Genomic DNA, 15,570 nt, shown 5'->3' on the forward strand with positions numbered 1-15,570 from the left:
TTATCACATTTTTTGCCTGTAAGCATATATTTTTTATCGCTTTTTGGATTATTAACAGCAACCATCTGAGGTCATGGTCAATCGGATATTCCCAATGACCAAAGGTCACAGCTCATTCCGTACCATCGGGCGGAGCCTCCGCTTCGCTGCCTGATAAGGTAAAAAAGGCGGACGGGACGTACAACAGCCCATTTGGGAAAGACAGGCAATTGCCTGCCTTTTTCAAATTAACAGTTGACAAATCCATACAGACGTATTAATATACTGATTAAATGAAATAATAATAAACCGTTGAAAAAGAAGAGTAAGCTTTCCTGCAATATTTCAGAGAGCCGCCGTTGGTGTGAGTGCGGTATAAAGCTGATAGCTGAATGGACTTTTGAGGGCGGCCCTGAATCCTTGTACCAGTAGGGGCTGACGGAGACCACAACCGTTATTTCTCGTGGCATATATGCTAGTATATGAAAAGTGGGCTTTTATAAAGTCAATTTGAGTGGCACCGCGGATTGTATGATTCGTCTCAAGTACGTTTTTTAACGTACTTGGGACTTTTTTTGTTTAATCAAGCCATCCGGCTCACTTTCTCGTCCTGTCAACGGGAACAATTTTAAGGAGGAAATATTATGAAAAAATCAATCAAGACTCTGTTACTGGCAGCTTTAGCTGCTGCTGCACTCTCCGGCTGTTCTTCCAAGGCGGCCCCAGAAAATACTTCTGATAACAATTCCACCTCCCAGGCTTCTTCCAGTGCAGATGCAGGAAGCTCTGCGGCGTCCTCTGAGAGTGAAAACTCCGAAGACGGCGCAGCCTATACCATCGGTATCGGACAGTTTGCCGAGCACGGTTCCTTAGATAACTGCCGGGAAGGCTTTTTACAGGGTCTTGCGGAAGAAGGGATCGAAGAAGGAAAGAATTTAACGGTTATGTATGAAAATGCACAGGCTGACGGAGGCACCGCAAGCCAGATCGTAAACAACTTCCTTTCCAAAAAAGCGGATTTAATCTGCGCCATCGCAACCCCAATGGCCCAGGCCGCCTACAGCGGAGCAAAAAAAGCTGATGTCCCTGTTATTTTTACGGCAGTTACGGATCCAATAGCAGCTGCTTTAGCAAAAGAGGACGGAACTCCGGCAGGAGAAATCACAGGAACCAGCGACAAGCTTCCAGTGGAAAAACAGCTGGAAATGATCCGCAAGATTCTTCCCGATGCAAAAACCATCGGCATCCTTTACAGCACCAGTGAAGTGAACTCTGAAACAGCGATCAAGGAATACAAGGCCGCTGCAGCCGCCTACGGCTTTGAAATTGTAGAAGGCCCTGTTACCGCAACTGCTGACATTCCCCTGGCAACCGACAGCATTTTAGAAAAGGTCGACTGCTTAAACAATTTAACGGATAATACGGTAGTAAGCTCTCTTCCGCTGATTCTTGATAAGGCAGGGAAGAAAAACATTCCGGTATTCGGCAGTGAAGTGGAGCAGGTTAAAATCGGCTGCCTGGCTTCCATGGGTCTGGATTATGTGGACTTAGGCAAGCAGACCGGCAAGATGGCTGCAAAGGTATTAAAGGGCGAAGCAAAGGCAAGTGAAATTAACTTTGAAGTGATCAAGGACGCCGCATTCTACGGAAACTCAAAGGTAGCCGGGAATTTAGGGATCACCCTTCCGGAAGAGCTCACAGGCTCCGCGGCTGAAATTTTTACAGACATCACACAATAACTGAAAGGAAGATAAACCATGTCAATCATACTTGGCGTTTTGGAAGAAGGCCTGGTCTATGCCATTATGGCGCTGGGCGTTTACATCACCTATAAAATTCTGGATTTTCCGGATCTGTCCGTGGATGGAACCTTCCCATTGGGAGGCGCTATCACCGTTACCCTGATCCTGGCCGGAATCAACCCGGTGGCAACGCTTTTTATCGCTTTTGCCGTGGGCGCTCTGGCCGGGTGCATTACCGGATTCATCCATGTAAAGTTAAAGGTACGTGATCTTCTGTCAGGTATTATTGTCATGACTGCCCTTTATTCAGTAAACCTAAGGGTGGCCGGAAAATCCAATGTTCCTTTTTTTAACAATGATTCTATTTTTGAAAACAGCTTTGTAAATGGTCTGTTTTCCGAAAAGCTTGCAGCTGTCAGCGTTGTGCTTATACTGGCTTTCATTGTGGTAATCGTTAAGCTTTTACTTGACCAGTATTTAAAGACCCGCTCCGGGTATTTACTAAGGGCCGTGGGTGACAATGAAACACTTGTCACCTCTCTGGCCAAGGATAAAGGCATGGTAAAGGTCATCGGCCTTGCCATCGCAAATGGCCTGGCTGCCCTGGCCGGCTCCGTATACTGCCAGCAAAAAGGATTTTTTGAAATCAGTATGGGCACCGGTACCATTGTGATCGGCCTTGCCAATGTGATCATCGGCACAAAGCTGTTTAAGCGGGCGGGATTTGTAAAATCCACAACAGCGGTCATTATCGGCTCCATCATTTACAAGGCCTGCGTGTCTTTGGCCATTTATCTGGGAATGGAAGCATCGGATTTAAAGCTGATCACGTCTGTGCTGTTCCTGGTCATTCTGGTGTTCAGCAACGGCAGGGAAAAGAAGGTGAAACATCATGCTTGAACTTCAAAACATCAATAAATATTATAACCAGGGAACAGTCAATGAGATGTGCCTGTTCCAGGACTTTAACCTCACCATTAAAGATCAGCAGTTCGTATCAGTGGTGGGGAGCAATGGCTCCGGAAAGACTTCCCTGCTAAACATCATCTGCGGAAGCATTCCCTTGGACAGCGGCTCCATTCTGGTGGGCGGCGTTGATATTACCGGTATGCCGGAGTTTAAACGCCAGCGCCGCATCGGAAGAGTTTACCAGAACCCGGCAATGGGCACGTGCCCCAACATGACTATCCTGGAAAATATGGCCCTGGCTGATACCAAGGGAAAGCCATTTAACCTTCTTCCCGGAACCAACAAGCAGCGGATCTCCTATTACAGGGAGCAGCTCCGTTTCCTTGGCCTTGGCTTAGAGGATAAGCTTCATGTAAAGGTAGGCGTTCTTTCCGGCGGCCAGAGGCAGGCCATGGCCCTTCTCATGTCAACCATGACTCCCATCGAATTCCTGATCTTAGATGAGCACACAGCTGCCTTGGATCCAAAAACCGCTGAGATCATTATGGAACTGACGGATAAGATTGTAAAAGAAAAGCATCTGACCACCGTTATGGTCACTCACAACCTCCGCTATGCGGTGGAATACGGAAACCGCCTGATAATGATGCATCAGGGAAATGCCATCATTGATAAAGCAGGGGAAGAAAAGTCCAATGTGGATGTGGAGCACATTTTAGAGAAGTTTAATGAGATCAGCATTGAATGCGGAAATTAAAACCTGTTTTGAACAACAAAAGTCCGGTCAGTCATTCCTGGCTGGATTTTTGTTGGTGTCAAGGTCTCTTTGAAGGTTATCTGCTCATCTCACTCTGTGGCCCTTTGTCATTATGGTCTTTAATAACAGTATTAACCTCACTTAAATCAGAGGTGGGAAGGTCCCCGGGTATGGTATTTTTCAAGGCAGCCGTTGCATTGCCGTACTGCACTGCCTTCATGCAGTCGCCTCCGCTGCTTAAAAGTCCATAAAGGGCGCCTGCAATATATGCGTCTCCGCTTCCGATCCTGTCCACAACATCAATGTTATGGTAAGGCTCTTCCTCATAATATTCCTTTGTGGAAGCATCATAAATCACAGATCCAAAGGTATGGCTCTTGGGACTGTGAACGATTCTCTGGGTGGAGGCCACAACGGAAATAGGGTATTCTTCCGTAAAGCTCTTCATCATCTCTTTAACGTTCCCTGTTTTCTTAAAGGTCAGCCTGGCCGTCTCTTCGGAGCAGAAGAAAATATCCACATAGGGAAGAATCTGCTCAATACAATCTCTGGCTTCCTCTCCTGTCCAGAGATTGCCCCGGAAATTCACATCAAAGGAAATGATGGTTCCTGACTGTTTGAATTTCTTAATCATATCAACAGCGGTTTTCCTGGTATTCTCACACAGGGCCAGGGTAATGCCTGTGGTGTGAAAGCAGGTGGCTGCCTGATACATTTCCTCCGGGAAGGATGAGGTGCTGATCTGAACAAAGGAGCTGTTCTTTCTGTCGTAAATGACCTTGGGTTTTCTAGGATATGCCCCGTATTCATAATAATAAAGCCCCAGCCTTGCATTAGAGCTGCTGTCATAAACAAAATAGTCGTCACTGATTCCATAGGAACGGACTTTATTCTTCACAAAATTTCCTATATCATTAAACGGAAGCTGGGTAACCACGCCGGTATGAAGCCCTAAAAGAGCCGCGCCTACGGCAACGTTTAATTCCGCGCCGCCCACCTGCTTTTGAAAGGAATCTCCCCGGACAAGCCGTTCCACACCTTCCGGAGACAGGCGTAACAGCAGTTCTCCCAGGCTCAGTAAATCAAAAGGTCTGTCACTCATCTTGAACTTTCCTCCATAATTTTTAAAAGGGGAGTCATTGCCCAATGACTCCCCATCTCTTTGGCATAATTTTCTCAGTGAAAATTTCCTTTATATAAATTATCTCTGAACACGTCCTGAACCGTCGCCGCCTGCCAGAGTTTCCACGTCCTCTCTGGTTACCAGGTTGAAGTCTCCGGGAATGGTGTGCTTTAATGCAGATGCAGCAACAGCAAATTCCAAAGCGCCCTTATAGTCCTTGCCGTCAACCAGGCCGCAGATCACGCCTGCTGCAAAGGAATCGCCGCCGCCCACACGGTCAACGATAGGGGTAACGCGGTATTTCCTGGAGTGGTAGAATTCACGGGTCTGGCCATCCATGATGCATGCTGACCAGCCGTTATCGGAAGCTGAGTAGCTTTCACGTAAGGAACTGATCACGTATTTGAAGTTAAACTTATCGATCATCTGATTGAAGATGTCCACATAGCCCTGTAATTCCAGTTCACCGGAAGTTACGTCGGTATTGCCCGGCTTAAAGCCAAGAACCTTTTCTGCATCCTCTTCGTTGCCGATGCACACGTCAACGTACTGCATCAGGTTTGTCATAACTCTCTGAGCCTTCTCGGAAGACCATAATTTCTTACGGAAGTTCAAATCAACGGAAACGGTTACGCCGTGAGCCTTGGCTGCCTTTAAAGCTGCCTCAGTCAGTTCTGCCGCTTCATCGCTTACAGCGGGTGTGATTCCTGTAAAATGGAACCAGTCTGCATCCTTAAAGATCTCGTCAAAATCGAAATTTGCCGCAGTTGCCGTTGCAATGGAGGAATGTGCCCTGTCATATACCACTGCAGATGCTCTCATGGCGGAGCCTGTCTCTAAATAATAGATTCCAAGTCTTTCTCCGCTTCTTGAAATGTGCTTTGTTCCTACGTTGTATTTTCTTAAAGCAGCCACTGCACACTCACCGATGGGGTTCCCCGGAACTGCAGTTACGAACTGAACGTCATGTCCATAGTTTGCCAGGGAAACGGCTACGTTAGCCTCACCGCCGCCATAGTTTACATCAAACTCATCTGCCTGGATAAATTTCTCATTATTTGGGGTAGATAATCTTAACATGATCTCGCCCATGGTCACAAGTTTTGCCATTTTCTATTCTCTCCCTAAAATTCTGTTATTATTTTTATTATCAGCTTTAGCTTATCTGCGCGCCCCAGGGGGCCCTCTCTGCCGGCTTCGCCGCCATTTACCTTGCTGCGGCTACTGCCTCGACGAATTCCTTTGCCTTTGCTGTGACTGCCGCAAAATCTCCGGTCTTAGCGCCTTTTGTTAAGCTGCTTCCTGTACCAACGGCATAGGCTCCGGCCTTGATCCACTTATCCACGTTGTCAACGTCAACGCCGCCGGAGGGCATGAACTCTCCCTGGGGAAGGGGTCCTTTAAAGGAGCTGATTGCTTCCGGTCCCATGATGTTGCCTGGGAAGATCTTGATCACGTCACAGCCGCACTCTAAAGCGGTGATTGCTTCGGTAGGTGTCATAACTCCCGGCAGCATAGGCACTCTGTAACGGTTGCAAAGCTTGATCGTCTCAACGTTTAAGCCGGGGCTTACCACATAATTGGCTCCTGCAAGGATCGCAGCTCTTGCTGTTTCCGGATCAAGAACTGTTCCTGCTCCAATTACTACATCTGCATTTTTGCTATATTTTTCAGACATTTTTGCGATGAATTCAATTGGATTTCCTTCATCCATGGTCATTGTGATTTCAATGAAATTGATGCCGCCTGCAATGATGGCGTCAACTACCTTTTCGCCCTGCTCAAAATTCTTTGCACGAACAACAGCTACCAGACAGTCTTTTTTCATCCTTGATAAAACCTGTTCCTTTTTCATCATCCTTCTTCTCTCCTTCTTTATTTTCGCATATACGAATCAACTTCATATTTACGATTCCTATACCTGAAATATTAATCGTTTCCGGCCATTTTGTCAACAGGTATTCCTTATATTTTTCCAAGAAATCCTAACAAACGGGAAACCTCCATGCCCTTTTGGGAAACCAGCATTCCCAAAGCCTCATAATCTTCCGAAGGCTTATAAAGACTGGAGATGCTGATGGCTCCCAGCACATTGCCATCCCGGTCAAAAACCGGCGCTCCCACACACTGCATATGCTCCTCCATTTCTCTTGCATCAAAGGCATAGCCTCTCTCCCTCACCTTCTTCAGTTCTTCAAGGAGCTGTCCTCTGTTTCTGATGGTCCGCTCTGTGAACTGAGTAAATTTCAGCCGGTTGATCATCTGCTCCCTGGCTTCCTCCCCGCTGTAGGCCAGGATCACCTTTCCAAGGGAGGTGCAGTACATAGGATTTTTCGAACCAACGGTAGCTGTGGTAATAATAGGATTCTCCGGTTCGAACTTACATATGTATACCACATGATGATCCGACGGAATTCCAAAAAAGACCGTTTTTCCCACTTCCTTTGAAAATGCTTTCAGCACCGGCTCAATGATTCCGATAAAGTCCAGATTGTTCGTATAGTTAACGCCAATGCGGTAGGCCATCAGACCTATGGTATAATTCTGCTTCTGCCCTCTGGTCACATTCACCATACCCATTTCAGCAAGGGTCGTCACGATATCGTAGGCGCTGGTCTTGGGTAAGTCCAGTTTTTCGCAGAGATCATCTAAGGTAGCCCCCTGGGGCGTTCTGGAGATCAGCTTTAAGATCTCCACAGTTCTTTGTGTCGTTCTGTTCAGTTTCATGGTTTTGCCTCCATTTCTATGTCCTAGTATACTCCTGAAAACCAAAAAAAAGCAAGATGAATTTCGTATATGCGAAACATTTGTAAGTGTTTACAAAATAACCGGGATTTCTTTTGATATTTTTTGAAAACCACAAATCAGGGATTGTAATATCTATCAGAATTATGTATAATAAACTGAGTATGTAAATACTTACAATTACGGAGGTGATGTTTTTGAATATCTACGATGTTTCCGAACATGCTCACGTATCCATTGCCACTGTCTCCCGTGTCATCAACGGGAATCCCAATGTCAGTGAAAAGACCAGGAAACGGGTTCTGGACGTCATGGAAGAACTGGGCTATACTCCCAATGTATTTGCCAGAAGTCTGGGATTAAATACGATGAAAACCATTGGGATCATGTGCGCTGATTCTTCTGATCCGTGGCTGGCGGAAGCTATCTATTATCTGGAAAAGGAGCTGCGGGGCAATGGTTATGATTCCCTCCTCTGCTGCACCGGCTATCTTCCTGAAACCAAAAAGAAATACCTGGAACTTTTGCGTTCCAAGCGGGTGGATGCCATTATCCTGACCGGTTCCCATTATATAGAGGCAAAAGCAAAGGACAATGCCTATCTAATAGAGGCGGCAAAGGACCTTCCCATTATGCTGGTCAACGGAAGTCTTGACGGTGAACAGATCTACAGCACGGTTTGTGACGACCACGCCGCGGTCTATGATGCCACTTTACGGCTTTACCACTCCGGCCGATCCTCGGTGCTTTACCTTTATTCCGGAAATTCCTTCAGTAATCTGCACAAGATTTCCGGTTACCGGGCTGCTGTAAGAGATGCCGGTTTTCTCATACGGGAAGAGCTTATGGTGCTCTGCCACAAAGATCTGGATGCTGCCATGGACCGGCTGGACACGCTTTCCCGCTCCGGAGTCCATTTTGATGCGGTTCTGGCTTCTGAGGATATTCTGGCTGTTGGAGCTGTAAAGTATGCAGACAAGGCTGGACTTAAGGTGCCTCAGGATTTAAGCATCATCGGATACAACAACTCCATCCTGTCTAAGTGCACCACCCCTGAGATCACTTCCGTCGACAATAAGGTGGAAGCGCTCTGCACCACCACCGTGAACACTCTCATGAAGGTACTGGAAGTGGGTAACGTCCCTACGAAAACTACCATTACCCCTGAGCTGGTAAAACGAGGTACTACTAATTTTTAATTTCATATATTCAAGGAGGACTCTCTAACATGAAACAGTTTATGGACAAAGACTTTTTACTGTCTACCGATTCAGCCAAGGCACTTTATCACACCTATGGGGAGAACATGCCCATCATAGACTACCACTGCCATATCAATCCCCAGGAGATCTATGAAGACCGCAAATTTGATACCATCACCCAGGTATGGCTGGGAGGCGACCATTATAAATGGCGCCAGATGCGCTCCTGCGGCGTGGATGAAAGATATATTACCGGAGATGCTTCTGACCGCGAGAAATTCCAGAAGTGGGCAGAAATCCTGCCAAAGCTGATCGGCAATCCTCTTTATCACTGGAGCCACTTAGAGCTTCAGAGATATTTCGGTTATACCGGCCATTTAAATGGTAATACCGCGGAAGAGGTATGGAATTTATGCAACGAAAAGCTTCATGAGGATTCCATGAGCGTGCGAAATATCATCAAACAGTCCAATGTCAAACTGATCTGCACCACCGACGATCCTGCAGATACGCTGGAATGGCACAAAAAAATCGCTGAGGATCCTTCCTTTGAAGTAAAAGTGCTTCCTGCCTGGAGGCCTGATAAGGCTATGAACATCGAAAAACCAGATTTTGCCGCCTATATGGCAAAATTATCCGCTGCAAGCGGCGTGGAAATCAAGGATTTCGCTTCCTTAAAGGCTGCCTTAAAGAACCGTATGGAATTCTTCGCAAGTCAGGGCTGCAACGTATCCGACCATGCTCTTGAATACGTTATGTACGCTCCTGCCGATGAAGCGGAGCTTGATGAGATCTTTGCAAAAGGACTTGGCGGCAAGGCCATTTCAAGGGAAGATGAATTAAAATACAAGACTGCTTTCATGCTGTTCGCTGCAAAAGAATACAACCGCATGGGCTGGGTGATGCAGCTTCATTATGGCTGCAAGCGTGACAATAATGCCATGATGTTTGAACAGATAGGTCCTGACACTGGTTTTGACTGCATCAACAACTACGCTCCTTCCGCACAGATGGCTGATTTCTTAAATGCACTGAGCGCAACCGATGAGATACCCAAGACTATCATTTACTCCTTAAACCCCAATGACAACGCCTCCATAGGAACCATCCTGGGCTGTTTCCAGAGCAAATTCCCCGGGAAGATCCAGCAGGGCTCCGCATGGTGGTTCAATGATCATAAGGCCGGCATGACCGAGCAGATGACCTCTCTGGCAAACTTGGGAAGCCTTGGTAACTTCATCGGAATGCTTACCGATTCCAGAAGCTTCTTATCTTATACAAGACACGAATACTTCCGCAGGATCCTCTGCGAGCTGATCGGCGGCTGGGTGGAAAACGGAGAATATCCGGATGACCAGGAAGCCCTGAAAGAAATCATTGAGGGAATTTCCTTTAACAATGCTGTAAGGTATTTCAATTTTGAAATTTAATTAAAAACTGCAGATATGAAGTCATGATTCCAATCTATGTAATTGTATGGCTCAAAATAAATAATGCGCATGGAAAGGGGCTTAAAGCCTTTTCCATGCGCATCTTTATGCCGCTTCATGGAGCAATAAACTCAGCCCAGCTGACGGCATTAAGTAATACCTCAAGCAAAAAAGGAGCCGGTCCTTTTTAAAAGACCGAACTCCTTTTTATTTTACTGAATCACCTTTACAGGACATTTTGCCGCGCATTTTCCGCAGTTGGTACATTTCTCATAATCGATGATTGCAACATTATTATCCATGTGAATGGCGTCGAACTCACATTGCTTTGTACACAGCGTACAAGCGATACAGCCTACCTCACATTTTGCCTTCACGTCTTTGCCCCTGTCATGGGAATTACATTGAACCAGATGCTTTGCCTTATAGGGAACCAGGTCGATCAGCTTGCTTGGACAGGCAGAAACACATTTGCCGCAGGCTACGCACTTCTCCTTATCCACCACTGCCACACCATTAACCACATGTATGGCGTCAAACTCACAGGCCTTCACACAGGAGCCGTATCCCATGCAGCCATAGACACAGGCTTTTTCTCCGGAACCAGGCACCACCGAGATCATCCGGCAGTCGTCAATTCCGTAATAATTGTACTGGACCTTTGTCTTATCACAGGTTCCCTTGCATTTTACAAAGGCGACCTTCTTATCCAAAGAACCGGCCTCAATTCCCATGATCCTGCCGATCCTTTCTGCTACCGCTGCACCGCCCACAGGACAGGCAGCAACATCTGCCTGACCTGCGGCAATGGCCTTGGCCAGAGCGTCACAGCCTGCATATCCGCAGCCGCCGCAGTTGTTTCCCGGAAGCTCATTACGGACAAGAATCTCTTTTTCATCTACTTCTACTTTAAACTTTTCGCTGGCAATCCCTAAGAACACACCGATCAAAATACCGATGACGCCCACAATAGCTGCCGCTAATATGATACCTGTTACCATTCTTTCGTCTCCTCCTTATTTGATTAATCCGGAAAATCCGAAAAATGCGATTGCCATCAGGCCGGAGGTAATCAGGACAATTGGGGACCCCTTAAAAGAATGGGGAACGTCATTGTATTCGATTCTCTCACGGACACCCGCCAGCATAACAATGGCAATGGTAAAGCCTACGGAAATACCCACACCGTTGACAACACTTTCCAGAATGTTATATCCCTTCTGCACGTTGGTTAAGGCCACGCCCAAAACTGCACAGTTGGTGGTGATCAAAGGAAGATACACTCCCAGCGCCTCATAAAGAGCAGGCATTGATTTCTTTAAAAACATTTCTACAAACTGCACCAGAGCCGCAATGACCAGGATGAACACGATGGTCTGTAAAAACTCCAGATGAAGTCCTACCAGGATTCCCTTATAAATCACGCTGGTAGCAAATGCTGCAATGGTAATTACGAAAATAACGGCTGCGCCCATACCGGCAGAGGTCTTCACATTTTTGGAAACACCAAGGAATGGACAAAGGCCGAGAAACTGGCTGAGCACTACGTTGTTGACCAATGCGGAGCCAATGGCAATCAATAACAATTCTTTCATCTACCCATCCTCCTATTCATCTTTCCTGGAAGCCGCCGCTTTTGCTTCTGCTTCCTTTTTTGCTGCCTGTGCCTTCTTTGCTGCCAGGGCCTCCTCTTCCATCTGCTTCTTTCTGGCCTGAAGAACCTCATGATTGGACATGCAGGAGGAACCGGTGCAAGCAGCACAGTTGCCGCCGCAGGCTAATTCAGAATTAGAAGAAGAACCGTTGGTTGCGGAAGGCGCTTTAAACTTGTTCTGAAGGGCTGTTAAAATAGACAGCACAAAGAACGCGCCTGGAGCCAGGACAAAAATGGAAATATGGAAATCTTCCGGAATGATGGTATATCCGAATATTGCGCCGGAGCCTAAGAGCTCACGGACAAGGCCGATGCAGGTAAGGGCAACGGTAAAGCCAAGCCCCATACCGATTCCGTCAAAGGTGGATTCCATCACGCCGTTCTTGGAAGCATAGGACTCTGCCCGGCCTAAAATAATACAGTTTACCACGATCAGAGGGATATAAATACCAAGGGCAGAATACAGACTTGGTACATAGGCCTCTAAAAGAAGCTGCACGATCGTAACCAGGGTCGCAACGACAACGATATAAGCCGGAATCCTCACCCGGTCCGGGATAATCTTACGAAGGGCAGAAATAAGCATATTGGAAAATAAAAGCACCACGGTCGTGGAAAGCCCCATGCCCACCCCGTTCACCGCTGACGTGGTAACAGCCAGAGTCGGACACATGCCAAGCATCAGGATGAAGGTCGGGTTCTCTTTTACAATACCGTTAAATAAACGTTCTACACATTTGTTGTTCATCTTCCCACCTCCTACCGGTCAATACTGTGATGCACGTAATACAATGCGGCATTGACTGCATTGGTTACTGCGCTTGATGTAATGGTAGCTCCACTGATGGCATTGATCTCGCCGTCACCGGCATTGCCGGATTTTGTTACGGTAAGAGATTCCTGATTCTTTCCTGCATACTGATCCTTAAACGCCGGTTCCTTGGCCTTTAAGCCCAGTCCCGGAGTATCGCTGATGGCCAGAAACTCAATGCCGTTAATGGCTCCGTCTTCTTTAATGCCCACGGAGATCTGCACCACACCGCTGTAGCTGTCATCAGAATGGGAAGTAATTACATATCCCATAACGGTCCCGCTTCCGTCCACTGCCCGAAGAGCATTGTCCACGGCTGCCTTTCCAAAGTTCTGGGAAAGCAGTTCTGCGTTACAGACTTCCACGGCTGCCTTCATTTCATCATCCGATATAAAATCAGCTGCTTCCGGAAATACCTTTTTATACGCCGCCTGATTCGCGGCCTCCGTTGCCTTTGCAATAGGTTCCTTTGTGATCTGATAAGCGCCGCCCAGCAAAAAGCCGGAAATCAGGGTGATTAAAAATAAAATCACTGCATCTTTCATAAATCCGCCGTTTTTCATCTTACTTCCCCTCCTTTCCAAATGCTACCGGAAGAGAGATCTTCTCGATCAAAGGCACCAGAATGTTGGCGATGATGATGGCATAGGAAACACCTTCCGCAGACCCGCCGAACAAACGGAATAATCCGGTGAGCACGCCTAAAAGAACGCCGAAAATAATCTGTCCCCTTGGGGTGATGGGGCTTGTCACATAATCGGTAGCCATGAAGAAAGCACCGAAGATAAGACCGCCGCCGCATATATGAGTCAGCACGTACGTAAGATCATGACGGCCGAAAACAAAGACAAATGCAGCTACAGTGATGATATAAGCAGCCGGAATCCGGATGGAAATTACCTTTCTGAATAAAAGGTAGGCTGCGCCAATGAGCAGGGCGATCACAGACACCTCGCCAATGGTTCCCGAAATCTTTCCAATGAACATGGCCGTTAAGTCAACTGCCTCTCCTGCCTTTAATGAAGCAAGAGGAGTGGGGCCTGCAACCGCATCATTGTATGTAAATGTGGTCATCTTTCCTGCAAACGAAATGAGCAGGAAACATCTGGCCGCCAAAGCCGGGTTCATGAAGTTCTGTCCAAGACCGCCATAGAGCTGCTTCACCACGATGACGGCGAATACGCCTCCCAGAAACGGGATCCATAAAGGTATGGCAGGGGGCATGTTAAGGCCCAGGATCATTCCTGTCACCAGGGCGCTTCCGTCACTTACTGTAACAGGTTTTCCCATAAGGGATTCAAATAAATATTCACTGAGAACACAGGACAATACGCTGACCAGCAAAATCAGCGCTGCTTTATATCCAAACTGATATACACCATACGCAGACGCAGGAATCATGGCAATGGCAACATCCAGCATAATATTCTGTGTTGTGACCTGATCCCTTGCATGAGGCGATGATGATACGTTTAACAATTTACTCATGCTTCCTCCTCCTACGCTTTCTTTCTGCTTGCCGCAACTTCTTTGCGCATCTCTTTAAATGCCTGGGTAAGAGGCCTTCTGGCAGGGCAGATATATGCACAGCAGCCGCATTCGCAGCATTCCATGCCGTTTAATTTTATAAAACGCTCCATGTCCGACCGTTCCGCAGCTTCCATTATCATCTGTGGAACAATATTGCCAGGGCACACCTTTACGCATCTTCCGCAGCGGATACAGGCGCTGGGCGCATTTTCCGCCACCTCATCCTTTGTCATGCAGGTAAGGGCGGAGGAAGTCTTTGTAACGGGAATATTTAAATTAAACAGAGCCTGCCCCATCATCGGGCCACCGGAAATCACCTTTGCAGCTTCTGTCTTAAAACCTCCGGAAGCCTCTAAAAGCTCGGTATAGCTGGTCCCGATCCTTGCATTATAGTTCTGGGGATTTGCCACGGCATCTCCTGTCACCGTAATGATGCGGCGGATCAGAGGAATGTTCTTTGCAACAGCATTATATATAGAAATAACCGTATCCACATTGTCTACCATGCAGCCAACATCTGCAGGAAGCATGGTGGAATTGATCTTTCTTCCTGTCACAGCATAGATCAGGGTACGCTCCCCTCCCTGTGGATATTTCGTCTGTAAAGGACAGACGGTAATCCTTGGCTCATCCTTTACAAGCTCTGTCATCAGCTTGATGGCTTCCGGCTTGTTGCTTTCAATAGCAATGACTCCCTTTGCATTGTCAAAGAGCTGAAGGATTATATTAAGCCCTTTTATGATACTCTCCGGCTCTTCCAACATCATCCGGTAATCGGAAGTTAAATACGGTTCACACTCCGCACCGTTTACGATAATCGTATCAATCTTTGATTCATCTTTTGGCGTCAGCTTCACATGACTGGGGAATCCTGCACCTCCAAGCCCTACTACACCTGCTTCTTTTACCAGGTTTCTGATCTCTTCCTTTGATAAAGTCTTAGGATCACGTTCTTTTCCAAAGCCTTCTACCGTCTGATACTTCCCGTCGTTTTCAATTATAACGGACAGGACCATAGAGCCATTAGCAACCAGTCTTGGTTCAATGGTTTTTACGGTACCTGAAACGGAGCTGATCACGCAGGCTGAAATAAAGCCCCCCGGCTCCCCGATTTTCTGTCCAACCAGCACCTGATCACCTGCCGCCACCAAAGGTTTCGCCGGTGCCCCGATATGCTGGGACATTGGGAACACCATCTCGCCTTTTGGCTGCAACACTTGTACAGGTTTATTTTCCGACAATTCTTTTCCCTCGTAAGGATGAATGCCGCCTTTAAATGTAGCCAGACCCATTTAACTAACCCTCTTTCTATACATTTCTTTGTCTCTCCCGGCAAAATTTCAGCATTTTGCCTCCTGAGACAGTATAACATAATTCGCAAATCGAAACAATGCATAATTACATATTGTATACTGTGTTTTATATACAACTCTTTTCATTTATCAGGAGCAAAACCTCGTTTTAGACCCTTTTATTGTGTTAAATAAATGACGATTCTCAAAAAAAGTGAGCCTTTTATGTTTTCATAGAAATACAATCAATCCGGTTCTTTTTTTGTTAATCCTCATAATCTCCCTTTTTATGACAGTGTATTTGAATTTATACACTATACTTTGTGAAATTTTTGTTAAATTTTCGTTTTTATAAAAGTTTTTCATGGGTTTTAATGGATGAATTTTATCACTTAC

15 protein-coding genes and 1 other annotated feature are annotated in these 15,570 nt (G+C 46.6%); of the genes, 5 read left to right on the forward strand and 10 right to left on the reverse strand.

Translation table 11 applies throughout. From position 1 onward, the window contains the following. The first annotated feature begins 282 nt into the window (after window positions 1-282). Window positions 283-526, forward strand: a binding site (T-box leader). A gap of 97 nt (window positions 527-623) precedes the next feature. From K401_RS0127330 to K401_RS0127340, 3 genes are read left to right on the forward strand one after another with little or no spacing between them, the layout of a single operon-like run. Further along, the gene (locus K401_RS0127330) at window positions 624-1,718 is read left to right on the forward strand and encodes an ABC transporter substrate-binding protein (protein WP_024295930.1); all 1,095 of its coding nucleotides are present in this window, start codon (window positions 624-626) and stop codon (window positions 1,716-1,718) included. Between the two features lie 18 nt (window positions 1,719-1,736). Beyond that, the gene (locus tag K401_RS0127335) at window positions 1,737-2,621 is read left to right on the forward strand and encodes an ABC transporter permease (RefSeq protein WP_024295931.1); all 885 of its coding nucleotides are present in this window, start codon (window positions 1,737-1,739) and stop codon (window positions 2,619-2,621) included. Beyond that, window positions 2,614-3,387, forward strand: coding sequence for an ABC transporter ATP-binding protein (locus K401_RS0127340; RefSeq protein WP_024295932.1), 774 nt, complete (start codon window positions 2,614-2,616; stop codon window positions 3,385-3,387). Before K401_RS0127335 ends, K401_RS0127340 begins: the two co-directional genes overlap by 8 nt. 76 nt (window positions 3,388-3,463) lie before the next feature. Here K401_RS0127340 and K401_RS0127345 read toward each other — a convergent pair whose 3' ends face one another. The 4 genes from K401_RS0127345 to K401_RS0127360 all read right to left on the reverse strand — a co-directional run bounded on the left by K401_RS0127345 (window position 3,464) and on the right by K401_RS0127360 (window position 7,237). Next, window positions 3,464-4,489, reverse strand: a complete 1,026-nt coding sequence (locus K401_RS0127345; protein ID WP_024295933.1) for a sugar kinase — start codon at window positions 4,487-4,489, stop codon at window positions 3,464-3,466. 99 nt (window positions 4,490-4,588) lie between these two features. Beyond that, on the reverse strand, window positions 4,589-5,620 hold the full coding sequence (locus K401_RS0127350; RefSeq protein ID WP_024295934.1) for a sugar kinase: 1,032 nt from the start codon (window positions 5,618-5,620) through the stop codon (window positions 4,589-4,591). Window positions 5,621-5,717: 97 nt separating this feature from the next. After that, a complete protein-coding gene (locus K401_RS0127355; RefSeq protein ID WP_024295935.1) occupies window positions 5,718-6,365 on the reverse strand; it encodes a bifunctional 2-keto-4-hydroxyglutarate aldolase/2-keto-3-deoxy-6-phosphogluconate aldolase in 648 nt (215 codons plus the stop codon). 110 nt (window positions 6,366-6,475) lie between these two features. Next, window positions 6,476-7,237, reverse strand: coding sequence for an IclR family transcriptional regulator (locus K401_RS0127360; protein ID WP_024295936.1), 762 nt, complete (start codon window positions 7,235-7,237; stop codon window positions 6,476-6,478). A gap of 215 nt (window positions 7,238-7,452) precedes the next feature. Here K401_RS0127360 and K401_RS0127365 point away from each other — a divergent pair, with 215 nt between their 5' ends. After that, on the forward strand, window positions 7,453-8,454 hold the full coding sequence (locus tag K401_RS0127365; RefSeq protein ID WP_024295937.1) for a LacI family DNA-binding transcriptional regulator: 1,002 nt from the start codon (window positions 7,453-7,455) through the stop codon (window positions 8,452-8,454). 29 nt (window positions 8,455-8,483) lie between these two features. After that, complete coding sequence (gene uxaC, locus K401_RS0127370; protein ID WP_024295938.1) at window positions 8,484-9,887, forward strand: glucuronate isomerase; 1,404 nt, start codon at window positions 8,484-8,486, stop codon at window positions 9,885-9,887. A gap of 212 nt (window positions 9,888-10,099) precedes the next feature. Here uxaC and K401_RS0127380 read toward each other — a convergent pair whose 3' ends face one another. Genes K401_RS0127380 through rsxC form a run of 6 tightly spaced genes read right to left on the reverse strand, consistent with a single transcriptional unit; the run spans window position 10,100 to window position 15,174 of the window. After that, entirely contained in the window at window positions 10,100-10,888 is a 789-nt protein-coding gene (locus tag K401_RS0127380; RefSeq protein WP_024295939.1) for an RnfABCDGE type electron transport complex subunit B, read from the reverse strand. Window positions 10,889-10,903: 15 nt separating this feature from the next. Then, entirely contained in the window at window positions 10,904-11,482 is a 579-nt protein-coding gene (gene rsxA / locus K401_RS0127385) for an electron transport complex subunit RsxA (protein ID WP_024295940.1), read from the reverse strand. A gap of 12 nt (window positions 11,483-11,494) precedes the next feature. Next, window positions 11,495-12,289, reverse strand: a complete 795-nt coding sequence (gene rsxE, locus K401_RS0127390; RefSeq protein ID WP_024295941.1) for an electron transport complex subunit RsxE — start codon at window positions 12,287-12,289, stop codon at window positions 11,495-11,497. A gap of 11 nt (window positions 12,290-12,300) precedes the next feature. After that, on the reverse strand, window positions 12,301-12,915 hold the full coding sequence (locus tag K401_RS0127395; protein WP_024295942.1) for an RnfABCDGE type electron transport complex subunit G: 615 nt from the start codon (window positions 12,913-12,915) through the stop codon (window positions 12,301-12,303). Window position 12,916: 1 nt separating this feature from the next. After that, window positions 12,917-13,840: an RnfABCDGE type electron transport complex subunit D gene (locus K401_RS0127400; protein WP_024295943.1), complete on the reverse strand. Its 924-nt coding sequence runs from the start codon at window positions 13,838-13,840 to the stop codon at window positions 12,917-12,919. 11 nt (window positions 13,841-13,851) lie between these two features. Continuing rightward, window positions 13,852-15,174 carry an electron transport complex subunit RsxC gene (rsxC, locus tag K401_RS0127405; protein ID WP_024295944.1) on the reverse strand — a complete coding sequence of 441 codons (1,323 nt, stop codon included), beginning with the start codon at window positions 15,172-15,174 and terminating at the stop codon, window positions 13,852-13,854. Window positions 15,175-15,570: the final 396 nt, after the last annotated feature.

It is taken from the genome of Lacrimispora indolis DSM 755, assembly GCF_000526995.1.
Classification (GTDB): domain Bacteria; phylum Bacillota; class Clostridia; order Lachnospirales; family Lachnospiraceae; genus Lacrimispora; species Lacrimispora indolis.